The 24,877-nt window shown below is 64.4% G+C and carries 18 protein-coding genes; 5 read left to right on the top strand and 13 right to left on the bottom strand.

Annotated elements, in window-relative coordinates; genetic code table 11:
• The first annotated feature begins 56 nt into the window (after positions 1–56).
• A complete protein-coding gene (gene pgl, locus ABD837_RS22635; protein WP_345059145.1) occupies positions 57–782 on the top strand; it encodes a 6-phosphogluconolactonase in 726 nt (241 codons plus the stop codon).
• A 231-nt stretch (positions 783–1,013) separates the two neighbouring features.
• Here pgl and ABD837_RS22630 read toward each other — a convergent pair whose 3' ends face one another.
• The 3 genes from ABD837_RS22630 to rpiA all read right to left on the bottom strand — a co-directional run bounded on the left by ABD837_RS22630 (position 1,014) and on the right by rpiA (position 6,287).
• On the bottom strand, positions 1,014–4,235 hold the full coding sequence (locus tag ABD837_RS22630; protein WP_345059143.1) for a TonB-dependent receptor: 3,222 nt from the start codon (positions 4,233–4,235) through the stop codon (positions 1,014–1,016).
• Positions 4,236–4,473: 238 nt separating this feature from the next.
• The gene (locus ABD837_RS22625) at positions 4,474–5,349 is read right to left on the bottom strand and encodes an EamA family transporter (protein WP_345059141.1); all 876 of its coding nucleotides are present in this window, start codon (positions 5,347–5,349) and stop codon (positions 4,474–4,476) included.
• Positions 5,350–5,531: 182 nt separating this feature from the next.
• On the bottom strand, positions 5,532–6,287 hold the full coding sequence (gene rpiA / locus ABD837_RS22620) for a ribose-5-phosphate isomerase RpiA (RefSeq protein WP_345059139.1): 756 nt from the start codon (positions 6,285–6,287) through the stop codon (positions 5,532–5,534).
• Between the two features lie 266 nt (positions 6,288–6,553).
• Between rpiA and ABD837_RS22615 the strand changes: the two genes are divergently transcribed.
• Both ABD837_RS22615 and ABD837_RS22610 read left to right on the top strand, forming a co-directional pair.
• Positions 6,554–7,750 carry a lactonase family protein gene (locus ABD837_RS22615; RefSeq protein WP_345059137.1) on the top strand — a complete coding sequence of 399 codons (1,197 nt, stop codon included), beginning with the start codon at positions 6,554–6,556 and terminating at the stop codon, positions 7,748–7,750.
• Positions 7,751–7,839: 89 nt separating this feature from the next.
• Positions 7,840–8,970 carry an AI-2E family transporter gene (locus tag ABD837_RS22610; RefSeq protein WP_345059135.1) on the top strand — a complete coding sequence of 377 codons (1,131 nt, stop codon included), beginning with the start codon at positions 7,840–7,842 and terminating at the stop codon, positions 8,968–8,970.
• A 16-nt stretch (positions 8,971–8,986) separates the two neighbouring features.
• Here the strand turns inward: ABD837_RS22610 and ABD837_RS22605 are convergent, their stop codons facing one another.
• The gene (locus ABD837_RS22605) at positions 8,987–9,466 is read right to left on the bottom strand and encodes a hypothetical protein (RefSeq protein ID WP_345059133.1); all 480 of its coding nucleotides are present in this window, start codon (positions 9,464–9,466) and stop codon (positions 8,987–8,989) included.
• Between the two features lie 309 nt (positions 9,467–9,775).
• On the opposite strand from ABD837_RS22605, the gene ABD837_RS22600 reads away from it, so the two are divergent.
• Positions 9,776–11,152 (top strand): sigma 54-interacting transcriptional regulator, encoded by a 1,377-nt coding sequence (locus ABD837_RS22600; RefSeq protein WP_345059131.1) that lies wholly within the window; start codon positions 9,776–9,778, stop codon positions 11,150–11,152.
• A 170-nt stretch (positions 11,153–11,322) separates the two neighbouring features.
• Positions 11,323–11,910, top strand: a complete 588-nt coding sequence (locus tag ABD837_RS22595) for a hypothetical protein (protein ID WP_345059129.1) — start codon at positions 11,323–11,325, stop codon at positions 11,908–11,910.
• A gap of 76 nt (positions 11,911–11,986) precedes the next feature.
• Here ABD837_RS22595 and ABD837_RS22590 read toward each other — a convergent pair whose 3' ends face one another.
• The 9 genes from ABD837_RS22590 to ABD837_RS22550 form a co-directional block, all read right to left on the bottom strand.
• On the bottom strand, positions 11,987–12,808 hold the full coding sequence (locus tag ABD837_RS22590; protein ID WP_345059127.1) for an amidohydrolase family protein: 822 nt from the start codon (positions 12,806–12,808) through the stop codon (positions 11,987–11,989).
• Between the two features lie 76 nt (positions 12,809–12,884).
• Complete coding sequence (locus ABD837_RS22585; protein ID WP_345059126.1) at positions 12,885–14,300, bottom strand: dipeptidase; 1,416 nt, start codon at positions 14,298–14,300, stop codon at positions 12,885–12,887.
• A gap of 11 nt (positions 14,301–14,311) precedes the next feature.
• A complete protein-coding gene (locus ABD837_RS22580; RefSeq protein WP_345059125.1) occupies positions 14,312–16,870 on the bottom strand; it encodes a peptidoglycan-binding domain-containing protein in 2,559 nt (852 codons plus the stop codon).
• Entirely contained in the window at positions 16,867–17,976 is a 1,110-nt protein-coding gene (locus ABD837_RS22575; protein ID WP_345059124.1) for an aminotransferase class I/II-fold pyridoxal phosphate-dependent enzyme, read from the bottom strand. The genes ABD837_RS22580 and ABD837_RS22575 overlap by 4 nt, the downstream gene beginning before the upstream one ends.
• A gap of 174 nt (positions 17,977–18,150) precedes the next feature.
• Positions 18,151–20,154: a hypothetical protein gene (locus ABD837_RS22570; RefSeq protein ID WP_345059122.1), complete on the bottom strand. Its 2,004-nt coding sequence runs from the start codon at positions 20,152–20,154 to the stop codon at positions 18,151–18,153.
• Entirely contained in the window at positions 20,132–21,481 is a 1,350-nt protein-coding gene (locus ABD837_RS22565) for a hypothetical protein (protein ID WP_345059121.1), read from the bottom strand. Before ABD837_RS22565 ends, ABD837_RS22570 begins: the two co-directional genes overlap by 23 nt.
• Before the next feature lie 175 nt (positions 21,482–21,656).
• Positions 21,657–22,655, bottom strand: coding sequence for a hypothetical protein (locus tag ABD837_RS22560; RefSeq protein ID WP_345059119.1), 999 nt, complete (start codon positions 22,653–22,655; stop codon positions 21,657–21,659).
• Between the two features lie 145 nt (positions 22,656–22,800).
• Complete coding sequence (locus ABD837_RS22555) at positions 22,801–23,688, bottom strand: hypothetical protein (RefSeq protein ID WP_345059117.1); 888 nt, start codon at positions 23,686–23,688, stop codon at positions 22,801–22,803.
• A 258-nt stretch (positions 23,689–23,946) separates the two neighbouring features.
• Positions 23,947–24,840: a DUF6929 family protein gene (locus tag ABD837_RS22550; RefSeq protein WP_345059115.1), complete on the bottom strand. Its 894-nt coding sequence runs from the start codon at positions 24,838–24,840 to the stop codon at positions 23,947–23,949.
• Positions 24,841–24,877 lie beyond the last annotated feature (37 nt).

Raw genomic sequence — 24,877 nt, 5'->3', positions numbered from 1 at the left:
CGTCTCTACTCCGCCAGCCTATCCTTCCCTACTCTCTACTTCCTGAAAACAACCTCATGCCCCTGCACATCCATCCTACCATAGAAGCCACGCTACACGACTTAGCCGATTATTTCGTTGGGAAAGCCCGTGAGGCGATAACCGCGCGGGGCCGCTTTGTTGTGGCCCTTTCTGGCGGCAGCTCCCCCAAAAAACTGTATGAGCTGCTGGCCTCATCCAGTTACCGCGACCAAATTGCCTGGCCTGAGGTGTACTTCTTTTTCGGCGATGAGCGCAACGTGCCCCGCACCGACCCGCAGAGCAACTACCTGATGGCCAAAACCGCGCTGCTGGCCCCGCTGGGCATTGCCGACGACCACATTTTTGCCTTTCGTACCGAACTGGCCCCCACTGCAGCAGCCGCTGCTTACACCACGGAAATCAACGCATTCTTCAGCCCCAAGCCGGCCCGGTTCGACCTGGTGCTGCTGGGCCTGGGCGATAACTCGCACACGGCTTCGCTCTTCCCACACACCGAAGTGCTGCGCGCCACCACGGCCGAAGTGCAGGCGGTGTTCGTGCCCGAAGTCGACATGTACCGCCTCACCTTCACGGCGCCGCTCATCAATCAGGCACGGGCGGTGGCCTTTCTGGTGTTTGGGGCCGATAAGGCAGCCGCCGTGCGCCGCGTGCGCCAGGGCCCGCGCAATGCCGAAGAGTTTCCGGCCCAACTCATCATGCCCTCGGCGGGCGAGCGGCGCTGGTTTCTGGATGCTCCGGCCGCGGCGGACCTGGCCGGCTAAGCTGCCGTTGGCGTCTTCAAAACGATGTAGAGACGCGACCCTTCGCGTCTCGGCGTTGAACGACAGACGTAGAATGAAAGCAGCGCGGCGCGAACGATGAGACGCGATGGGTTGCGTCTCTACATCGTTCCCAGCCGTTCAAATCCATTCTCCTGCTATCGGGTTTTCACAAAAAGAGGCCCCGGCGAATGTTGCCGGGGCCTCTTTTATCCTGCGTATTTGCCGCGTAGGCTAATCGAAAATGTAGCGCACGCCCACTTGGGCCCGCCAGCGGCTGGCCAGGTTAGTATCGGTGAAGAACGTCTGGTTGCCACCCCGGAAAGTGTAGGCGGGTGTATTGGAATTGGCCGCGTAAGTGGCCTCAACGAGGCGGTTGTTGCCCACGAGCTGGCGGTTGCCCCAGCTGGCGTTGAGCAGGTTGCCGAGGTTGAGGATGTCGAACGACAGCTGCAGGGTGTTCTTCTTGCCGCCGCTGGTGGTCAGCGTGAAATCCTGCATCAGCTTGGCGTCGAGCTGGGTGTACCAGGGCGAGATGGCGCCGTTGCGCTCGGCGTAGCTGCCGCGGCGGCTGCTCAGGTAGTCGTCCTGGTTGATGTAGGCGTCGAGCTGCTGCCACTGCTGGGCGGCCGTCACGATTTGGCCGGCGGCGTTGGTGTAGGGCACTAGGTTCACCTGATTCTGGCTGGCCGGCACAAAAAGCAGGTCGTTGCCGTCGATGCCGTCGCGGTTCAGGTCGCCGGCGTAGGTGTAGCTAAAGCGGTTGCCCTGGCCGGCTTCAAACACCAGCCCGAGCGTAGTGCCCAGCTTGTTGTTGGCGTAGGCAAAGCGGCGGCCGGCGGCGGCAATGATGCGGTGGCGCAGGCCAAAATCGCTGTACGAAAGCTGCGGCTGGTTGGGGTTGCCCACCACGGGCAGGCGCTGGAAGGCGTCGCCGGCAATCTCGCCGGGGTTCGAAGTCAGGTCCTTGGCCTGCGAGTAGGTGTAGGCGGCCGAGCCGTAGAAGCCGCTGGCGAACTCCTTGCGCAGCTGTCCGGTGAGGGAATACTGGTAGCCCTGGTTGGTGTTTTCAAGGCCAATCACGCCGGCATCGAGGAAGGTGAACTGGCCGTTGGGTCCGTTGAAGGAGTTGAGGCGCGGGCCGGTGGCCGGGTAAATCTGGCGGTTGTCGCCGCCATTAGCGCCCGAAAGCGTTTGGGTAGGCGTGAGGAGGTTGTAGTTGCGGTGCACCACGGCGTTGCGGTCCTTCGAGTAGATGGCTTCGAGGGTAGCAACCACACCACCGGGCAGTTCTTGGTCGATGGCCAGGTTCGAGCGCCACACCTGCGGAAACTTGAAGTCGCGGCCGGTCGAGTTAATTTGAAAGGTGTAGAAATCGCCGAACTGAGCATTCGAGGCCTGGTTCGAAATCCAGACGAACGGGATGCGGCCGGTGAAAATGCCCGTGCCGCCGCGCACCTGGGTTTTGGCGCCGTCGTTCTGCGAGGTGTAGTTGAAGCCCAGGCGGGGCGAAAACAGCGGCGTCGACTTGGGCAGCTCCGACACGTCGACTTTGGTGAGGTTGCCGCTGGCATCGCGGAAAGTAGCGGCCGAAATCTGCGCGTTGGGCGCCACCGTGGTGCTGTAGATGGGCAAGTCGGCGCGCACGCCCAGCGTCAGCTTCAGGGCCGGGTTCACTTGGAATTCGTCCTGCACGTACAGGCCAAGCTGCGCCACGGTCACGTCCACCTGCTTCACGGGCAGCTTGCCGCCGGCGGCAGCCTGCGCGTTCAGGTCCAGGAAGTTGGGATTAGGGTTGGTGGCGGTGCCGGGGCGGGTGTTGGCGTAAAAGTCGGCCAGTTCCAGGCGCTGGTAGCCGTAGCGCTGCAGGTTGAAACCGTTCACGAACTGGAACCGCTCGTAGTTGACGCCCGCCGTGAGGATGTGGGCGCCGGCAAAGTAGCTCAGGTTGTCGGTGAGCTGCAGGATGTTCTGGTCCAGGGTATTGTTAGCCGAAAACTGCTCGGTGCCCACGCTGGCATAGGTAGTGCCGCCTTGCGTGATGTCAATCATGGGAAAGAACTTGTCCGAGGGCAGCTCGCGGAAATCGCGGAAGGCCGAGAAGCTGGCCTGGGCCTTGTTGCTGAACTTGCCGTTGCCGAACGAGCTGTTCAACTCGGCCACCAGCGAGTTGAGGTTGTTGTTGATGGTGTAGCCCGAGTTGGCAAACTGCAGGGTGTTCACGCCGGGCACGCGCGACGACGGCGCGATGGCAATCGGGTGCGGGCCCTGCTGGCGGTAGCTTTTCAGGTAGTTGTAGCGGATGGAGAAGGTGTTCTGGGGGTTGATGTTCCAGTCGATTTTGGCCAGAATTTTATCCGAGTAGGTACGGTAGTTAAAGCCCTCAAAAGCGCCCGGGTCGTAGCCGTACACCGACGTCAGGCGGTCGCGGATGGCCTGCAAATCGGACCGCTGCACCCGGCTCACCCCGTTGAGCTGGCCGTTTTGGGCAGCGGTGGCTTCGGCGGCGCTGGTGGCCGGCCGGAAGGTCTGGCCCGGGTCGGTCTGGCGGGTCAGCTCGGCATTGGCGAAGAAGAACAGCTTGTTCTTGATAATCGGGCCGCCGAGGGCAATGCCCGTCTGGTTGAATTTCAGGCTGGGGTTGTCGATGGTCGCGCCCTCCACCTTCTTGCCAATCAGGCTTTCGTTGCGGAAGTAGGTGTACACCGTGCCCTTGATGTCGTTGGTGCCGCTCTTGGTTACGGCGTTGATGCCGGCGCCGGTGAAACCGCCCTGGCGCACGTCGTAGGGCGCCAGGCTCACCTGAATCTGCTCGATGGCGTCGAGGCTCACGGGCTGCGAGTTGGTCTGACCGCCGGGCGTGGGCGAGTCGAGGCCAAACGAGTTGTTGAAGATGGAGCCGTCGAGCGAGAAGTTGTTATACAGCGTGTTGCGGCCGCCAAAGCTCTGGCCGCTGGCCTGCGGGGTGAGGCGGGTAAAATCCTCCTGCGAGCGGCTGATAGTGGGCAGCGTGCGAATGGCCGTGGAGCTGATGTTGGTGACGGCCCCCGTGCGGTCGGGGTTAATCTGGCCGTCGCGATTGCCCTTCACTACCACTTCGTCGAGCTTCTGGCCCTCCCCTTCTTTCAGCGTCACGCGGGTTTCGAAGGTTTTGCCCAGCACCAGCTGCACGTTGTTCTGCACGTAGGTTTCGTAGCCCACAAACGACACTTTGATTTCGTAGGGGCCGCCGATGCGCATGTTCAGCAGGTCGAACTGGCCGTTGTCGCGGGTGGCGTTTCCATACGTAGTGCCCGAGGGCAAGTGCGTGGCAATCACGGTAGCACCCGGCAGCGGCTGCCCTTTGCTGTCGAGCACCAGCCCCTTAATGGCCGATGTGGTAACCCCTTGGGCAGCGGCCTGCAAGCCATTGGCCAGCAGTACCAACCCAATCAAAAAACGCAACAAAAACTTCATAACTCTTTGGTTGTTAGTTACTCCCGAAATACTCTCGGGATTGAGCCGCAAAGTTAGAGTAACCAAGAAGTGATGATTGCATAACAATTGAGACCGGCCCAATTGATAACATAAGGATAATTAATTGATAATATAAATGGCAGCCGAGTCGGTCTTATTAGGCTCCTATTTACCCGCGAACCAGCTGACGGGCCGGGCAGTGCGGCGCTGCAGCTCGCGTAAAGTCAGCACCCGGCGGCTAGTTGCCCACGGCCACCGGCCCAACGGGGCGAGACGTGAGCGTGGCGCCTAGGCTGGCTGCCACAATAAAGCCCACGGCCAGCCACTGGGGCAGCAGCAGGCGCTCGCCCAACAACAACCACCCCGAGAGGGCAGCGGCTACGGGCTCCAGGCTCATCAGGATGCTGAAAGTGCGGGTGGGCATGGTGCGCAGCGCCTGCATTTCGAGCGAAAAGGGCAACACGCTGGAGAACAGCGCCAACAACCCACCCAGCAACCACAGGTGCGGCGTGAGGACCTGCAGGCTGCCACCGGCAACACCCAACGGCAGCACCGGCAGGGCTGCAAACAGCATTCCGATGGCCACCGCCTGCTGCCCGGGCAGCACGGTGGCCGTGCGCTGGCCCAGCACGATGTACACGGCCCAGGCTCCACCGGCCGCCAGCGCAAAGCCCAGGCCCAGCATATCGATGCCTTGGCCCTGCCACGGGGCAATGAGGGCGATGCCGGCCGCGGCCAGCAGCACCCACACCACGTCGACCCAGCGCCGCGAGCCCGCCAGCGCCAGCCCCAGCGGCCCAACGAACTCCAGCGTAACGGCCAAGCCGAGCGGAATGCGGGCCAGCGAGTAGTAAAACAGCAGGTTCATCAGGCCCAGCGCCAGCCCGTATGGCACCACGGCCCGCCACTGCACTGCCGATAAACGCCCCAGCCGCGGGCGCACCACCAGCAACAGCACCAGCGCCGAAATCCCGACGCGCAGGCTGGTAGTACCTGCTGGCCCCAGCATCGGAAACAAGCCTTTGGCAATGGCCGCCCCGCCCTGTACGCTCACAATGGAGAGCACCACAGCAGGCACCGCCGGAATGGTGAAACGGGAAGTTGATTCAGGCATTGGGGCAGGAACGGACATAAGAAAAGAACGTCATGCTGAGCGCAGCCGAAGCATCTCTACTGCGCAGCGCAATTCAATCAACAGGATTACTACTGCGGTAGAGATGCTTCGGCAAGCGGACGCCAGATAAGCATGACGTTCTGAGATGGACACTGCTCTGCTTTCTGAAAAAAGCAGTCCCGCTACGGCAGTGCCGTGAACGCCTCGGCAGGTGCTGGGGCTTGGCCCGGACGCCACACCTGCGCCTGCCCGCCCTGCGCCACCACGGCGGCGCGAGCCAGCCCCAGAAACAAGCCGTGCTCAACTATCCCGGGAATGACAATGAGTTGCGCAGCCAATGAATCTGGGTCGCTAATCTGCTGGAAGTGGCAGTCGACGAGCAGGTTGCCCTGGTCCGATTGGGCGGGCTCCAGTGGGTTTTGCTTGTTCATGCGCAGCACGGGCGCGCCGCCGAGGTTGGCCACGGCATCAATCACCCAAGGCAGGGCGAACGGCACGACTTCGAGCGGCAGTGGGAAGCGGCCGAGCTGGCCCACGGCCTTGGTGGAGTCGGCCACGATGAGCAGGTAATCGGAAGCAGTGGCAATGATTTTTTCGCGCAACAATGCTCCGCCGCCGCCTTTGATGAGGCGCAGCTGGGCGTCGAGCTCGTCGGCGCCGTCCACCGTGAGGTCGAAACGCAGGCCGCGGCGGGGTTCCAGCAGCGGAATGCCGACCTGGCGGGCCAGCTCCTCGCTGGCGCGGGAAGTGGCAGTGGCTTCGATGCGCAGGCCGCCCTCGCGCACCCGCTGGCCGAGCAGGGTGATGAAAGGCGCGGCCGTGCTGCCCGTGCCCAGGCCCACGCGCATGCCGTCGCGCACCCAGCCCACGGCAGTGGTGGCGGCGAGCAATTTTTCGGCGGCTAAATCGGAGGCGGAAGTCGACTGGGGTGCAGACATGGCAAGCGGAAATGAAGGCGCGGCCACGACCGGCACAGGGTGAAAAATGAAAAGTTGGCGACTCGGCTAGGCGCAGCAATAAAATGAACCGATGCACAGTTGCCAGGCCAAAAGTAGCCCCTTGCCGCCACCGAAACCTGGTACGACTGCCGCTACTCAGGCAAAATGGCGGGTTCACTCACATGGGTTGGGGCGCTTATGTTGGCAGTCCGGCGGCATTTGCCGTAGCTTGACGCACTTTTGCGGCTTCAGCTACTCCCGTTTCCATGGCTCTTTCTGTTTTTCGATTTTCGCATCCTTCACGCGTTCTGTTGGGTTGCTTCGGCCTGGCGGCAGCCGTCCTGGTGGCTGGCTGCGGCCGGCCTGCTACGGCCACCCTACCGGCCGATTACCTGCTCTACATCGGCACCAACCAAGGCGGGGCCCAGGACAGCAGCATCTTTCTGTACCGCGTGAATGCCGGCACCGGGGCTTTCACGAAGCTCAGCGCGCAGCTGGGCGGGGCCAGCCCCACGTATCTCACCCTCGCGCCCAACCACCGGTTTCTGTATGCCGTGAGCGAAACCCAGACCTTTCGGGGCGCGCCGGGCGGGGGCGTGAGCAGCTTCGCCATCGACCCGCACTCGGGTGGGCTGAAAGCACTGGGCCAGCAGCCTTCAGGCGGTGCTTCGCCGTGCTACATCAGCCTGGACCACAGCGGGAAAAATGCCCTGGTGGCAAACTACATGGGCGGCAACGTGAGCTTGTTACCAGTGGCGGCCGACGGCCAGCTCAGCGTACCTACTACCGACCAGCACACTGGCAGCGGCCCGCACAAAAACCAGAATGCCTCGCACGCCCACTGCCTGCTGCCCGACCCGGCCAATAAGTTCGCCTTCGCCGTGAACCTGGGAACGGACCAGGTGGTGGGCTACCGCCTCGATGCGGCCGCCAGCCGCCTCACGCGCCTGCCCGAGCCGGCCTTCGTAGCCAAGCCCGGGGCCGGGCCGCGCCACCTCACCTTCCACCCCAACGGCAAAACCGCCTACCTCATCAACGAGTTGAACTCGACGCTGACCACGCTGGCTTACGACGCGGCCACCGGCCATTTCCGCGAGTTGCAAACCGTGTCGGCGCTGCCGGCCAGCTACACCGGCGACAACTCCTGCGCCGACGTGCACGTGGCCCCCAATGGCCTGTTCATCTACGCTTCGAACCGGGGCCACAACAGCATCGCCGTGTTTGCCATCGACAGCAGCAACGGCACGCTGGTACCCATTCAGGACGTGGACACGCAGGGCAAAACCCCGCGCAACTTCGCCCTCGACCCCAGCGGCCGCCTCCTGTTGGTGGCCAACCAGAATTCCAATAACCTCGTCAGCTACCGCGTCGACCCGTTTTCGGGGCTGCTCACGCCCACCGGGCAGCAAGCCACGGTGCCCTCGCCCATGTTTGTGGGGGTGGTCGAAGATTTCCGCAAATAGTGCCTCACCGGCCCCGAGCGGGCAACGCGCGGAATTTCCAGCCGTAAGTGGCGCAGCCCGCGACTATTCGCCGACCCACCCCGTTTGTTATGGCCGACTTCGACCCCACGCCGCCCACCCGCGAGCTCCAGTTCCCCCTCTACGTGAAAGCCCCGCTAATTTTGCTGGGGCTGGCGCTGCTGGTGTTCACGCTGCACATCGCCTCGGAAATCATTTTCCCGCTATTTTTCGCGGCCATTTTTGCCATCATGCTGCACCCGGTGGAGCAGTGGCTTATTCGCAAGCGCGTGCCGCAGCTGCTGGCCATCACCCTCACGGTGGTGCTGGGCGTGGCGGCGGTAGTGGGGCTGGTGTACTTCATCAGCATGGAAGCGGCGCAGCTCTCGGACCAGATGCCGATGTTCAAGAAGAAGTTTGCCGAGACCACGGCCCAGCTGCACGAATGGCTGCAAAACCGCTTTGGGCTGAGCGACCAGAAGCTGCAAAGCTGGATGAGCGAGGCCGGCACCAAGGCGCAGGGCCTGTTGGGCGGCACGCTTTCGGCCGTATCCGGCCTACTGGTCACGTTCACCCTCATTCCGGTTTACATCTTTCTGCTGTTTCTGTACCAGAGGCGGCTGGTCGACTTTCTGGTGCAGGCTTTTTCGGGGCACCGCCGCGACAGTGGTGTGAGCGAAGTGTTGCGCGAGAGCAAGGCCGCCATCCAGAGCTACATGGTGGGCCTGCTCATTGAGGGTAGCATCGTGGCCACGCTCAACGTCACGGTTCTGCTCATCATTGGGGTGCCTTATGCCCTGCTACTGGGCGTGATGGGCGCGCTGCTCAACTTCATTCCCTACATCGGCGGGCTCATTGCCATTGCGCTGCCCATGCTCATGGCCTTTGTGGCTCATCCCGGCTATGGCCACGCCATTGCTGTGCTGGCGGCCTACCTACTCATTCAATTCACCGACAACCACTTTCTGATTCCGCGCATCGTGGCCTCGAAAATACAGGTGAATGCGCTGGTGGCCATCGTGGGGGTGCTGGTGGGCAATGCCATTGGCGGCGTAGCAGGCATGTTCCTGGCCCTGCCGGTTATTGCCATCCTGAAAATTGTGTTCGACCGCATCGAGTCGCTCAAGCCCTGGGGCATGGTGCTCGGCGACGAGGAAACCCCGCGCGGCCGCAAAATCAACCCGGCCACAAAGGCAGTGCGAGCGTCCGAGGGCAAGAAGTAGGCTACTACCAGATGTGTCAGTAAGGACGCCACCGTAGCAAGCAATTCAGCTGACTGACATTCAATACTAACCGCTTACCTGACCTAGCCAGTTTCGGCGCTTCGCCAAGCTCGGCGAAGCGCTGAAACTGCAGGCCGTTGGGCGACGCCGCAACCACCGACTGCGTGAAGAGCCGGTGTAAAGGGTCGGCCCCTTCCACGATGGCGCAGTAGCGGGCCCCGGCCTGCGCAATGGCGCGCGGAATCCAGTTGCTGGTGAGCCACTCCTGCGCGGCGGCTAATATTGGCGCGCGCTGGCCGTGGCACGACAGAATTTTGTGGCTGCCGGTGCTCAGCATCAGGGCCAGTACCTGCTCGTAGTACTCCTGAATGGCAGCTACGGCAATACGCTCCGGGGCACAGGCCAGGCGCACCACCTGGGCAGCGGGCTGATAATACAACCGGCCGGCGGCATTTTGAAAGTACAGCGTTTCCAGGGTCTGGGATTGAAAACTCATGGAGGAAAGAAAAGCGAGAAGCTGCCCCGCGCTTCGACGCATGGAGGGGCCAGCCTCAACTTTACTTTAAGAGTAACGGCCAACAAAGCACCGCCTTGCCGCCGTGGTGGGCCCTGGCCAGGCAACCCGAATCATGCCCTGCTGAATGTTTACAAGCCCATACGACACGCTTTGCAAAGGGCTTTTGCCAGCCGGCCAATAAGGGCTTTGTGACTAAACCGGAGGAGGAAAAATAATATTGCTGATTCCATATATTTACTTAAATTTACTTCTCCTCTCCATGTGATTTTCCACCAACCCCTGTTCGCAATGGCTACCCCTTGCCCTGTCTGGTTTGTGCCCTTCACGCGCCAGCACGCCCGTCTGGCCGACATCATTGTGGCCCTCGAACACGAGGGAATGGAACTCGTGGCCCGGCGCCCGCACGATGCCTTCGGCGGGCCGGGCATTTTGTTTCTCGATGCCGACTCGGAATTGCCCAAAGTAGCCGATGCGCTGGCCGAATTGTCTTCCGAAACCACGTGCAACGTACTCGCCGTGAGCATCGGCCGACTGCCGGGCCCGAGCACTTGGGCGCTGCTACGCAGCGGGGTATCCGATGTATTTTCGTGGTTCGACGTTGACCACCCGGTAGATATCGTGACGTCGCGCCTACGCTACTGGCTCGACCTCGACGCCACCGTAGCGGAGCTGCAAACCCGCCTGGTGGGCAGCAGCCCGCGCTGGTCCGAAGCGCTACGGCAGGTAGTGGACATGGCGCACTCGAGCTGCCAGGTGCTGATAACCGGCGAAAGCGGTACCGGCAAGGAGCTGGTGGCCCAGGAGATTCATCGCCTCGACACGCGCCCCGCCAAGCGCGACTGCGTGGTGGTCGACTGCACGAACCTGATTCCGGGCCTGTCGGGCAGCGAGCTGTTCGGGCACGAGAAGGGGGCGTTCACCAACGCCATCAGCACCCGCGACGGGGCCGTGGCCCTGGCCCACGATGGCACGCTGTTTCTGGATGAACTGGGCGAGCTGCCGCTGCCGCTGCAGGCCGAGTTTCTGCGGGCCCTGCAGGAGGGCACGTACAAGCGCGTGGGCAGCAACACCTGGCGGCAGGCCCGCTTCCGGCTAGTGAGCGCCACCAACCGCGACCTGCTGGCCGAAGTGCAAAAGGGCACTTTCCGGCAGGACCTGTACTACCGCGTGTCGGGCTGGACCTGCCACCTGCCGCCGCTGCGCGAGCGCAAGGAGGACATTCAGCCGCTGGCCGAGCACTTTTTCACCCAGCAGCACGGCATTAAACAGCCCGTCGACCGGCAGGTATACGATTTCTTGCTGCTGCGCGACTACCCCGGCAACGTGCGCGAACTGCAACAACTCGTAACGCGCATTGCCAGCCGCCACCTCGGCGAGGGCCCCATCACCATCGGCGACATTCCGCGCGCCGACTGGCCCGACTTTGCCAAGCTGGGCGTGCCCACCCCCACCGGCGATGAGCTCGAAGCCGGCGTAACCACCCTGCTCTACCAGGGCTTGGGCCTGAAGGAAATCAAGGACCAGGTAACGGAAATCGCCAAGAAAGTCGCCATCACCCACGAGCACGGCAACCTGAAGCTGGCCGCCATGCGCCTGCGCTGCAGCGAGCGGATTTTGCAAATGCACCGCCGCGACGAGCCCGAAACGCAGCTGCGCCTGGCGTAGGACGCAGCCTTTGCTGCGTCGGGCACCCGCACCGAATGCATCTTTTCGGCTAATCGGCAGCAATCCCCTTGCTTTAGGCAAGCTTTTCCGTTAGCTCCGTGAGATGGTGCGAAAGCTGCATTCTACATTTCCGTCTACCCCCTCGACGCAGCAAAGGCTGCGTCCTACTCATGCCTACCCACTACCGGCGCCACTTGCCGCACCTGCATCCACCGGGGGCCGCGCTATTTCTGACCATGCGCTTAGCAGGCTCGCTGCCCCAAGCCTTGGTCGATGAGCTCCGGGCCGATGCCGCCGACGGACTCAGCCAGCGCCAACGCTTTGCCCGCTACGAGCAACAGTTGGAGGCCGGTGGCTACGGCCCCACTTGGCTGAGCCAACCGGCCGTGGCCGTGCTCGTGCTGGCGGGTCTACATCATCAGGCCACTAATGGCTGTTACGCGCTGCTCGCCGCATGCGCCATGCCCAACCACCTGCACTGCGTGCTGCGCCTGCCCGATACCAGTTCCACGCCTTTTTTCCGGGTGCTGCAACGTTTCAAAAGCTATACAGCATTACAGGCAAACCGCCAATTGGCGCAGTCTGGGCGCTTCTGGCAGGACGAAACCTACGACCATATTATCCGGGAAGGCCAGCCTGATGCGCTGCTGCACGCTATCCGTTACACGGCTTATAACCCGGTGAAAGCGAGTTTATGCCAACAGTGGGAAGAATGGCCGGCAACTTTCGTGGCCGATGAGTGGCGGGAGCTGCTGTAGCACGCAGCCTTTGCTGCGTCAATCGGCGGGCTTTTGCCCTCTCGGCGTGGGTGCCCGACGCAGCAAAGGCTGCGTCCTACGTTGTCAGCCAGGGGTCGCGCCACTCGTTGGCCAGTGGTTCGGCGGCCACGCTCACGCGGCGCGCCACTCCACCGCTCACCTCCTGCCGCACCCGGCCGATGAGCTGCAGCAAGTTGCCGGCCAGCACCTTTTGGGCATCGGCGGGAGTGAGATGCAGGGCTTTTATTTTGCTTAGTTCAACGCCGGGGTGCAGCCAGGGGCCATCGGAACCGAAGAGGAACTTGCCGGCGCCGGCCCGCGCCACGGCCCGCTCCAGAATATCGAAGCGGCGCACCCCCGAGGTATCGGTGTAGATGTTGGGACAGCGCACGAGGTAGTCGATGAGGCCAGTTTGGGCGCGCCAGTCGTCGGAGAACGAGCCCAGGTGCGGGATGATGAAGTTGACATCCGGGTACTGGGTGGCGAGCAGGTCGACCACCGAGATTTCGCCCACCACGTCGTAGAGCACCGGCAGGCGGAAGGCCCGTGCTACGTCGCAGACCTCGCGGCTGATGCGCGCATCGTAGCGATGCAGCTTGATACCCACAAAGCCGTATTGCTCCACGGCGGTGCGCACCATGTCCAGCACCCGGCCCCGGTCGCGCTGGGCGTGCACAAAGGCAAAGCCATAAAACCGCTCCGGCTGCTGATGCACCAGCTGGGCCACCTGGCGGTTGGCCACCGCATAATCGGAGTGGAAAGCGGCAAAGAGCACCGTGCGCTCAATGCCGGCCTCGTCGGCCCAGGCGAGGTAGGGTTTCAGGGGCGCGTCGGTATCCCAGGGGCCGGTGAGGCCGTCGCCGCGCCCGGCGTGGCAGTGGCAGTCGATGATGAGCATGATGAGTAGGACGCAGCCTTTGCTGCGTCAGGATTTCGCGCCGCTAACGGACGCAGCTGAGAGTAATTGGCTGTTTTCAGGATTCGACAGTTGCTTTTGCTCTGGGACTTCGGCTGTGAATCGTTTGAGGGGTGACGCAGCGAAGGCTGCGTCCTACTTCCCGCATAAAGGCCAGACTGGTTTGAATGCCGCGCCAGAAGTTGGGCAGGTACAGGAACTCATCGGGGCCGTGCTTGCGGTCGTCGGGCAGGCCGAAACCCATGAGGACGGTTTTCAGGCCCAGCGCTTCTTCCAGCAGCACCGCCACCGGAATGGTGCCGCCGGAGCGCTGCAGCACCGGCGGCCGCCCAAAGCCCACCGCATACGCCCGCGCGGCGGCGCGCATGGCCGGGTGGCTGGGTGCAAGTTGGTAGGGCGGCGCGTGCAATTGCGCCGTGAGCGTGGCCTGCACCTGCGGCGGCGCGTGCCGGGCCAGGTAGGCGCGCAGTTGCTGCTCCACCGCGTGCGGGTTCTGGCCGGGAGCCAAGCGGAAGCTGAGCTTGGCGCGGGCTGCCGGCGGAATAATCGACTTGGTGCCCGCGCCCTCGTAGCCCCCGCTCAGGCCCGTGATGCTGAGCGAGGGCCGGAGCGTGGTGCGCTCGTAGAGGCTGTAGCCGGTTTCGCCCCAGCCCTGCCCTACCCCAGCCTCGTGCAGCAGCTGCGCATCGGAGGGCGCGTGGTGGTTGGCATAGGTTCGTTCAGCGGGAGTTATCGGCTGCACATTATCGTAGAAACCGGGCAGCGTGATGCGGCCATGCGGGTTGTGCAGGCCGGCCAGCAAGGTGCAAAGGGCTTGCAGCGGATTGAGCACGGCCCCGCCGAAAATACCGGAGTGCAGCTCGGCGCGGGGGCCGCGCACTTCCAGCTCGGCACTGAAGCTGCCGCGCAGGCCAAACGTGAGCGCCGGCTGGTCAGCCGATAACAGGTTGGTATCGGAGAGCACGGCGCAGTCGGCGTGCAGCAGGCGGCGGTGCTGACGGATGAACGCGCCCAGGTTGGGGCTGCCAATTTCCTCCTCCCCTTCGAGCAATAGTTTGACGTTGAGCGGCAGCTGGCGGCCGGATTTCAGCATGATTTCGAGGGCTTTGATATGGGTGAAGAATTGGCCCTTATCATCCGAAGCGCCACGGCCGTAGAGCCGGTTGTCGCGGATGAGCCCGCCGAAGGGCGGCACCGTCCAGGCGGCGGCCGGAGCCACGGGCTGCACGTCGTAGTGCCCGTAGATGAGCAGCGTGGGCAGCGCCTCGCTCACCCGCTTCTCGGCGTAGACGATGGGGTGGCGCGGCGTTTCAAACACCCGCACCCCGCCGAGTCCAATGGCCCGCAGGTGCCGCGCCAGCCAGGTGGCGCAGGCCCGCACCGCTGGCGCAAACTGCGGGTCGGTGCTAATGCTGGGGAAGGCCACCAACTCCTGCAATTCGCGCAGGAAACGGGGATTCGAAGCCGTTTTCACGCGCAGGGCCGCTAAAACGAGCTGAAGAAACCGGTGATGTTTTGCCGGGGTACCCGGCTCTTGGTGCTGACGGTACTGGTGCCCGCCGAATTGCCGTCGATGGTATCGATGGTGCCGTCCGGGTGCACCTCGCGCACAATGAAGTGGTGCTGGTAGGGCTGGTTGATGTAGCCAATGTCGCCGCGCTGCACCTGCGCCGGGGTGATGGACCGGAAGCCGGGCGTGCGGGCGATGCCCGTCCCAATCTGCCAGGTGCCCACCGGCCGGCCCGCCGCCTTGGTGGCCCACACCGCGAAGATGCCGCACCAATGCGGGATGCCGGCCTGGTTGCTCACGGCGGTGCTGCGCTTGAGGTTATTTTCTTCCCAGCCAGCCCCAATAAAGGCCGGCGCAGCCAGTTCGAAAATTGCCTTGAGCTTCTCCCAACCCTGCCGGAAACCGTCGGCGCCCCGCTGTTTGGCGGCGATGGGCGGCGCAGCCATCATGCGCAAGGCATTGGCCACGATGGCGTCGCGCTGCTCGGCTTGAGTGTGGCCGGTGGCCGGAATGGGCTGGGGCACCGCGCCGCCACCGGGTGTGGGCACGGGACCTACTGGGGCCGGCGAGGCCGCCAAAGCATCGAAAATCTGGCGCACTCGCTGCTCAAACAGGTTTTGGTAGCTGGTGGTGCACATCACATCGCAAGCCACCCGGCGCACGCTGGCCCAGTCGCCCACCGCGGCGTGGTTGATGCTGTCGCTTTTGTGGCCGAAAAACACCCGAAGCGCGCTCAGCGGAAACTCGGGGCTGCGCATGAACAACTCATCCCAGTCGGCATTGCTCGAGCGGGTGGCCACGGTGTCGAGGCTCAAGCCCTGCCACTGCGCCTGGTAGCGCCGGATGACGGGGTCGGTGCCGTGGTAGTCCTGCACCGACGGGATAAGCCACTGGTAGGCGTTGCGCCAGGTAATCTGGATGTAGCCGCGGCCCCGAAACTTGTAGAAATCCGCCTCCTGCACAAACCCGTTCTGGGCCGGGTCGGTGCTGGGCGAATACGAGCCAGCCGGGTACACATCGCCGGCCCAGCGCCCGTCCTGGGTGTTGGCCAGTTGCGCGCCCAAGGGCTTCTGGCCGTGGGCCCGCACGAATTCGGAGTCGTTGAACAGCGCCAGCGCCGTCTTGTTGGGGGCCTTGTTGTAGGACTGCTTCAGGCCCGCAATGCGGTCAAAGGCGTAGGCAATGCCCGGGTGGCCCGCCGTGCCCACCCCTTCGGCGATGGGGCGCATGCGCCCCCCGGTTTCGTTCACCAGAATACTTTGCAGGGCCGCAAACTGCGCAAAATTGATTTGGGGTGTATTGAAGATGAGCGGAATGCCATCCCAGAACTGCTGAAACCCGGCCTTCGCATCGGCCGTGGCGGGCATGGTTACGGGGGTGCTGGTGCCTTGCCGGGTACGGACCCAGGCCCCCCGGCCACCCACCCGGGTCCGGAACCAGTCCACAAAGCCCTGGCCGGTTTTGGCCACGAAGAAGGCGTTGATGTCGGCTGCGTTGCGAAAGCGCACCAACCCCACGTCGGTAGTGGCTGGGGTGCCGCCGGGCGTGGTTCTGGGGGGTATAGTGGGTACCATCGGGCTGCCGGCGTCGAGCTTGGCCCAGGTCAGCGGGCCCACCACGGCATCGGCCACCAGGCCCTTGGCTTGCTGGAAGCTGCGCACGGCGTCCTGGGTTTTGGGTCCCCACGCACCGTCTTCCACCAAGGGCAGGCTCAGGCCCTCGTGCAAATAGTTCAGCCGGCACTGCAGGTAGCGCACGTACTCGCCGCGCGCGCCGTTGCGGAGCGTGGGCCGGGCCGGGCCGGGATTGGGGCAGGAAGCCGCTTCCAGCTCACCCGCCAGGTACTCCATTTCCTGCTGGCCCGAAGTTGGGGCATTGGGCGGGGTATTCGAGTCCACGGTCTGCTGCATCTTCCGGCGGCGTTCCACGGCACCAGCTACCGCTTTGGCCGCATCGAATACCGGCTTGGATACGCCCTGGGGCCCCAGCGCCAGGGCCCCGCTGAGCAGCGCCGCCCGGCCTACGTCGCGCACCCGGTTCCACCAGCCTTCTTCTTCCAGCTCATCGGAATACGGGTCAGCCAGCAAGCCATCGAGCACCAGACGGCCCACGGCTTCTTCGCGCGGGCTGTAGCCGCCAGCATCGGCCCCATGGCTGCACTGTCCGCCGCACCCACAGCCGCAGGAGGACGCCACCGAGCGTAGCCGCAGCTTGTCGGCCAAGTAGTAGCGGCTCAGGTAGGTAGCCAGTGCCCGGTGGCAACTGGCGCACAGTGGCTGGCCGGTGATGAGGAGAATGCTCTTAATCTGAGCTGGAAACCCCGGCCGGGCCGCCGCCATGCGGTTGAACCACACGATGAACTGGCGCTCGGGGTGCTGCTCGCAGCCGGTGCGACCGCGGGTCGTGGTACGGCGCAAGGGCACGCGCATTACATTGCCCACCTTGGGGTAGAGAATGGCCACAGCAGCGGGCGCGGAGCCCATCATCCGGGCACGGCGGGGGCGCTGGTTTACAAGGGTCGAAGTCAGGTTCATGGCGAGGGAGAGACGGAAGGGTTGGAAGAAAACCAGTCGGTGCGGCGGGCCAGCGCGGCCAGGGTAGTAGTGGCCCGGTCAATGTCGGCCGCCGAGTGGTCGGCACGCAGGCAGAAGGCTATTTCCGGCACGCCGGGGCGTTGTTCACCGGCCAGCAGCAGCGTTTCGATGCCGGCCTGCCGCAGCTGCTGGTGCAGGCTCAGCGCGGCGGTGGTGCGGGCGAGCACCAGCTTCTGCACTGGGAAAGGGCCACCCCGGGGCCGCAGCCCGGCCCGCAGCAGAGTCTGCCGGAACTGCGCCACCCGGCGCTCCAGCCGCTGGCGGGCCGCTTCGCCGTGGCGGGCATCGTGGTGCAGCGCGGCCACCGCGGCCCAGGCATGCCAGGCCGAAACCGGGCTGGTATGCACCCGCGTTTCGGCCCGGCGCTGGAATTGCCGCAGCCGGGCCGCACGGCCGGCCAGCACCGCTACCGGTACGCCCAGGCCTTTAGACAGCGAGGTAATGGTGAGGATTTCGGGACCGTTGCTGGGGTTGATATCGGCCCAGAGCAGGCTGCCCCCACCGCCCTGGCCCAGCCGGTTTACCGGGCCGGGCCGAGCACCCAGCACCCCAAAGGCCTGGGTATCATCGAGCAGCAGCACGGCCCCGGGGTACGGGGCCAGCAGCTCGGCGAACCCGGCCAACGGCGCGGGGCCCCGGCCGGGGTGCCAGCCGTCGGTTACAAGCCAGGGGGTGCGGCCCTGCTGCCGGTAGGTGTGCAGCAGCCGGGCCAGCCCAGGCAGGTCATCGGCCCGAAACTTCACCACCGGCAGGCCCCGCGCCCGGGCCCGCAACGCCCCCCACTGCCCCACCGGGTACAGGCGGTGGTCGAGCAGCACCACCCCGTTGCTCGGCACCAACCCGAACACGTCCCAGAACAAATGGAGCGTGGACGGGGCCAACACGCCGGCTTCCAAACCCTGGCGGCGGGCCACTTCCTTCGCAGCGGCCGCGGCCCGCGCATCCTCGGTTAGGATGGCCGGGCGGCCAGTGGTCAGCAGCAGGCCAGCCGGCGGGGCCGGCAAGGCTTTCGGCCCCAGGTACAGCGCAGAGGTGAAATCGGGCATGTTGTAGCACGCAGAAGTTGGCTGTAGGACGCAGCCTTTGCTGCGTCAATCGTTGGATGCGGTGTAGCCCGCTGGCTTTGCGGCACCCAGCGTTGCATATGCATTTCGAGTTCTCAGCCCCGGCTGGCAACTGTTGGCTGTCCGAACGGCTGACGCAGCAAAGGCTGCGTCCTACTAGTCGTTCAAAGCGCGGCGGCGCGTGATGGGCGCCGCCATGGGACGAATTGGCGCACTCTGCCCGCCGCTGATGCGGTTGCGGCGCAGCTGACCCTGCTGAATAGCGTTCTGGCGCTCGATGAGCTGGGCAGGCTGCAGGTACCGTTCCTCGTTGTCGGGGGCGTTCTGGCGGATATCGCCGAGGTCGGTAGCCAAGTCGATGCCCGTTACCGCTTTGTAGGCGTGGATGTAGCGCTGGATTTCCTCCCTCCAATAGTGGGCCCAGTTGGCCGCGTTGGTGGCGCCCACGGTGGGCGAGTTCCAGGAGCCGTAGCGGATGCTGAGCAGCAGCTGCTCGCCAAATGCGCCCAGGTCGCGGAAGTGCGAGATGTTGGTGGGGTTCCAGCCCTGCAGGCTCTTCATGTTGTCCACGCGGTCCATCCACGGCTCGGTGTAGGGCACCATGATGCGGCCGCCCAGAAACTCGCGCACCTCGGGCCGGGCCAGAATCCATTGCTGGGTCAGCATCTCGGCGCGGGCCGTCCAGGGCAGGTCGCCGTACTGGTTGTGGGCGCCTTCGGCCAGCGTCAGGTGCACTTCGCGCAGGTGGTTTAGGATGGGGAAACCGTCCGGAATCACCGTCGTGAAATTGGCCTGCTGGTAGAACTCGGTGGCGGCCCGCAGCAGCGAGTGAAAGCCCCGCAGGAAGAACGTGCGGTTTTCGGCCACGGCAATGGGCTGCACGCCGCGCCCAATCAGCCCGAAGCCGTACTCGTACTGGTACTCCAGGTTGCGGCGGTTCATGGTGAGGCGGTTGCGCTCGTCCTCGATGTAGCCCCAGATGATGTTGTTCAGGGGCCGCAGCGGGTCGATGGCCATGTTGGCCAGCGGGTCGGGGCCCGGGCCGGGGCGGCGCACGTTCTGGAAACGCAGGCTTAGGGCGTTCATGGTTTGCACCAGCCCGCCCTCCTCGTGCCAGTACGACCAGATGAGCTCCATCAGCGGCGGCCCTTGCAGCTTCGACTTCAGGATGCCGTAGCAGATGTCGTCGCCAGGAACCAGGTCCTCCGGGCTTTTCAGGGGAACTTCCGACAGCTTTTCCCGGATAATCTTAAAATACGGCAGCACCTTGCCCTCCTCGTTTTCGAGCTGCTCGAGGTACTGGTCGCGCAAGGAACCCAGGCTAAACGCCGGTCCTCCAATGCGGCGCAGCTCATCCGCATTCACCTTATTATTGGGGCGGTGGCGGTTGATGTTGCCGGCAATTCCGCCGCCTGGCTCGTCGTCGGGCGCCATGCCGGCTTCCTGCATCAGGAAGTACTCGGTGGCATACTTCAGCATGCCGTAGGAGGCCGAGCGGCTGAACGGCAGCTGGCGCGCCTGGGCATACGCCCGGGCCGCTTTGCCCTCCTGGCCATCCTGGGTGCACAGCACCCGGTCGATGAAGCCCCGGTAGTAGCTGAAGTTGACGCTGCGGCGCCGGATGAGGCCCCACAAGGTCTGGTCGAAGGTTTCTTCGCGCTTGGCCTCGCCCAACGACACGCGGATGGGCGGCGTTTCGTCCTGGTCCTGCACGCGCAGCTTCAAAGGGCCAAAATCGAAGGTAGGCGGGGTTTTGCCGAAGCGCCTGGCCGCCTGTCCGCCGTGCACCACCGCTCCGGCAATGGTGTAGGTACCGGGGGCGTCCCAGGTGCGCACGTCCCACACCACGTCCACGCTGAGCTTGTCGGCGAGGGATACTTTCTTCGACACCAGCACAATTTTGCCGAAGAGCTTCGGGCCCTCGTTGGGGTCGGTGTCGACTTTGAGCCGGAGCGTGTCGTTCTCAACGATATAGTTGAAAACGTGGGGCTGCGCCTCGTAGTCATCGGCCATCAGGTCAAAATTCAGGGTGATGGTGCCCTGCTGGCCCAGCGACTCTTCCAGCGACTTATGCTGGGGGTCGGTGCTGAGCGTCAGGGTCAGGGTGGAGTCGTCGCCGAGCGCCACCTGAGAGGCGTCAATGCTTAATTCGCGGAGCATGAGTACGGGGTTTTAGGGTTAAAGTGGAAGATGAAGGCGACACCGGCAGGGCCGGCGGCACGGCGCAGTAGTTGCGGGCCCGGTTCAGGGCCCAGCGCTCGAGCATGTGGGTAAGAATGCGGGCCTCGTCTTGGGTCGAGATGCGGCCATCGGCTTTGGCCTGGCCCACCACCGCGAATACCAGCGACGGCGCGCAGTGCTCGCGCTGGTAAGGCTGCTGCTGCCAGAGGTCGTAGTGGGCGCGCAGCTGTTCGGGCCGCCGCCCGGCGGTGGGGAAGATGTCGCCCACCCGCTGCCCCCGCAGGGACTTGGGCCGGTGGCTGAGCACGAGGTCGGCAAAAACCGGCAGCACTGCCTCCAGCCGCCGGATAAGCGCCTGCTTGTCCGTGCTGAGCTCGTTTGTGGGGTACAGGCCGTTCCACTGCTGGTTCAGGGCCGCCCACTGCGGGTCGGGGTACAGGGCCTGGCCCAGCGCGAGGCTGATTTTCACCCGAATCCAGGGGAACGGGTGCGGGCCGTCGGTGCCGATGCGAAACACGAAGTAGCTCGGCAAACTCACCACGCTCAGCAGGCCGTAGGTAGCCGTAATGCCCAGGTGACCAATGGCCCAGCAGTCGCTCAGTATCTCGTTCAGCCAGCGGCTCAGCAGCTGCCAGGGCAGCGCGGCTTCGGCCGTATTGTTGGCGATGAGCTGCTCGAGCTCGGCCCGGATGGACGAGGTTAAATCGAGCAGCTCGGAGCCCTGGTGGCCCACTTCGTGGATGAGCGAGGAGGCGATGCCCGAGCCAACCATGCGCTCGCGCGGAATCTGAATCACGCCCACCGGGCTCAGGTCGCCGCCCGGCAGCCGGGTGCGGGCCCGCCGAATGGCGGCCCCGTGCCCCCGCTCCAGAAAGCAAATGAGCGGCGGCGGCGTGTAGTAGCCGCCGGCCAGCGCCAAGGCATCCTCGGCCAGCACGTCGAGCCCCGCCACCCAGGTGCCGGTGCCGTGTTCGCTGCGCTGCCCCAGCACGTCGCCAAAAATGTCGACCTGGTCGAGCAGGTTGTTGAAGCGCAGCTTGAGGAGCACGTAGCGGGCCTGGGTTTTGGCGGCGCTCAGGCTCCGGCTTTCGGGCCCTTTCAGCCAGCGCACAAACTCGAGCAGCTTGCGGCGCAGGTCGAAGGCCACGTGCGCCAGGTGGGCGTTGATGGCCGCCTGCGCCGGCGCCGACACGGCCGCCGCCAGCACCATGGGCGTGCTCAGCGAAAACGAGCGCACGGTCTGGAGCCGGCTGAACAGGGCCAGCGTTTCGTTCACCAGAAACCGGGTATCAGCAGGGGTTCGCATGAGGTTGGCAAGCGCGAGTGAATGAGCACAGAGATTGACTTTATCCGGGAAATCCCGGCTTGAGCGGCGAAAGGATGGGTTCGCTCTGGGTTCGTTCATCGTTCGAGCAAAGTGGCGGGTAGCCCCCTTCAATCAAATTGCACCAAACCCAGATGCGCCCTCCTGCTCCGCCCTACTACAGTTGAATAACCAGCGTGCGGCCTCGGCGCATCCAGGTGCCCCGGGTGGGCCGGGCGGCCGCGTAACCGCCGCCCTGGCCCTGGTCGCCCGCGTCGTCGTAGGCCGGTTGGTCGTAGCCATTGCCCGACTGCGCGGCATCGTTGCCCGCATAAGCTGGGGCACCGCCGTAGGCGGGGGCACCATATGAGGGCGCGCCATACGCTGGGGCTCCGCCATAGGCTGGGCGGCCGGGAGCGCCAGCACCGGGGCGGCGCTGGCCGCCGTGGGCTGGGCGACGCGCGCCGTTTTGGCCGGGCCGCCCAGTTGGGCGCTGGCCGGGCCGGCCATTCATCGAGCGGAAAGTACCGTCGGGGTTGCGAGGGCGCAGCAGGCCGGGGGCGTGCTGGCGGGCGGCGCCGGCCAGGGCCTGGCGCGTCACGGCCGGCGCCGGAGCACCGGGGTTGCGGCGCTGCGTGGCCGCCCCGCGCTGGGCAGCCGAATTGGCGAATCGCACGTAAGCGCGGGCCACTTCAAACTCCCGGTCTTCGGGGCTGAGGCCCTCGAGCTCCAGCTCGAACAGGTTGCTGGCCATGCCGCCGAGCTTGCTGCCCACCATGCCGCCCAGGGGCCCGCCCACCATGGTGCCCAGGGCACCGCCGGCAATGGGAATAACCGTTTTGGCCACCGACTTGAGCGCGCCGCCAATGGCCCGCCCCACCGATGATTTGGCGAAGTTGCTGAGGCCGCGGCCGGCCTTTTTGATGAGGTTGCCCAGGAACATGTTCAGCTCCTCTTCGTTGCTTACTTCGAGCAGCTCGTGGGCCAGCTCCATCTCCTGGCTTTCATTGAGCTCGCCGCTGAACTCGTTCATTTCGAACGACTCACCCTGAGTCTCACCGTAGGTTTCGCCCATGAATTCGGGGTTGAATTCGAAGGTTTCCAGAGAGGATTCGCCGGTTTCCAGTTCCTGGCCGATGGCTTGCTCAAATTCCTGAGAAAATTCGTTGTTGTACATGACATTGGGGGTAAAATGTGAAAGGGTGTAGGGCGGAGCCTTTGCTCCGCCAATCGTGAAGGGTTCCAGTAGCCCGCAGTATTTGCGGGGGTAATCGGTGAGCGTCGTGTGAACCGTGCGCTCGTGACGCAGCAAAGGCTGCGTCCTACAAATCATACAGCACCACCACGCCGTTGCGGCGCTCCCAGGTGCCCTGGCGGGCGCGGCGCGAAGGGCCGCTGAGCTGCAGGGCGCCATCGAGCAGGCCGGGGGCGAAATAGGGAGCCGATGAGCCCAGCACCTGCCGGCCCAGCGCCCCGGGGCTGATGTTGGGGTAGCGGCGCAGGGTGCGGTTGGCGCGGCGGGCTACGTCGGTGGCGAAGCGCACGTAGGCGCGACCGATTTCCATCTCCTGGCTTTCGGGGCTGAGGCTTTCGAGCTCGAGGCCGAATACTTCCTGGGCGGTGTTGGCCAGCAGGTTACCGGCTTGGGTGCCGGCCCAGTTGCCGCCGGCCGTGCCCAGGTAGTTGCCGGCTTTGCTGCCCGCCCACTGCCCGGCGCGGGCACCCAGCGGCCCGAGTCGGCCGCCCAGCGCGGCCCCGGCCCGCCCGCCCAGGTTGGCACCCGCCTGCCCGCCGTATTGGCCACCCAGCTGCGGCAGGGTTTTCTTCCCGAGGTCCACGAGGTAGCGGCCCACGCTCTGCCCGGCCGGCGAGGTCACCAGGGCCGAAGCAGCTCCCGTGGCTTTGCGCATGAGGTCGCCGAGGAACATGTTCAGTTCCTGCTCGTTGCTCACCTCAAAAAGCCCGCTCACCAGGCTGCCCAGAAACTGCTCCTCCTCGTTGTTCATCTCGAACGACTCGCCGCTCGTTTCCTGGCCGAATTCCTGCCCGAATTCGCCGCTTAGCTCGTGGCCGTATTCCTGGCCCATTTCCTGGCCATACTCCTGCCCCATTTCCTGGCCGTACTCGCCATTGGTTTCGTAGCTTTCAAATTCGCCATTCGTGGCGGCTCCGGATTCAAACTCCTGGAGGGTTCGGTCGATGTTGTGCATGGTTGACAAGGGTGATTGAATGAGAGATGCCTCCCTGTTTTCAATCCCAGTGCCAAGTCCGAAAACCCCATTTCCAGCGCGTAGTGCAGGGAGCGCACCGAAATAAATTTCGGCCCAACGTCAAACGGCTGATTTACGCGAAAATCATTTCGCCCAAACCAGCCGCTTCGTGCTGTAGGGTGCGGGGCTTGCCCCCGCCCGTCGTTGAACGAATCTCATTTCACTCGTTCCACGACGGGCGGGGGCAAGCCCCGCACCCTACAGCACGAGGTGGGCGGTGGCGGCGGTACTGCCGCCGGCATCGTCGTCGGTCACGAGCAGCAGCTCGAATTGGCCCGGGGCCAGCTGCTGGCGCACGGCCAGGCCCTCCACCTTGCCGAAATACGCCCGCCCATCGGCCCAGGCCAGCTGGGCAAACGTGGCCGTTTGGGCGGCTACATCCACCACCCCCACAAACGAGCCCAGCACCGCGCCGTCGAGCACCGCATCGGCGGTATCCTCCACCGAGGCCGACACAAACAGTTGCCCGTCGGCGAACGTGGCCCCTGAAAACCCGGCCGGGCAGCCATTAATCTGCGGCAGCTCGAATATGAGCTGATGCGCAGCCGGCGGATTTGCACTAGTCGGGTTCGTTAAAAAAGCCAGCGTTGCGGCCAGCGGCAGCACGAATAGCAGCGCCGCATCGGCGCGCCCCACAGTGCGCTGAAACAGCAGCAGCTCGGTATCGGTAGTAGCAGCGGCTTCGAGGTTGAGAACCACGCCGGCGGGCAGCTGAGCCGCGAGCTGGGCGTATAAGGCCGTGAGGTCCACGGCTTCGGGTGTAGGCGTTTCGGTGGGCACAAACCAGGCACGGGCCCGGTTGGGGCGGCTGCCCGAACCCAGCAGCAGCAGGCCGAGCCGGCCATCGGGCCAGGTCAGGGCCACCATGCATTCCAGGTCGGGCTTGTCGAGCTTGGGCAGGCGGCCCGCAGCAAAGGTCTCGCCCGCATCGAAGAGCGGAATGCGGCGCGTGAGCGTCAGCGTAGCCGCATCGAGCTGGTAGAGCACCGGCGAGTCGTCGCCGATGACGTAAGCCGCCGGGCCAATTATTTCAACCCCGGAGGCCGAGGGCAGCCCGGGAATCTGGTTTTCGGAAAGGATAGTGGCTCTCATAAGGAATTGTGGGCGTTTGGCCCGCAACTAACTACAT

It is taken from the genome of Hymenobacter glaciei (assembly GCF_039539585.1).
GTDB classification, from domain to species: domain Bacteria; phylum Bacteroidota; class Bacteroidia; order Cytophagales; family Hymenobacteraceae; genus Hymenobacter; species Hymenobacter glaciei.
Note: the sequence above shows the minus strand (reverse complement) of the source record. Positions and strands in the feature narration are given on the sequence as shown.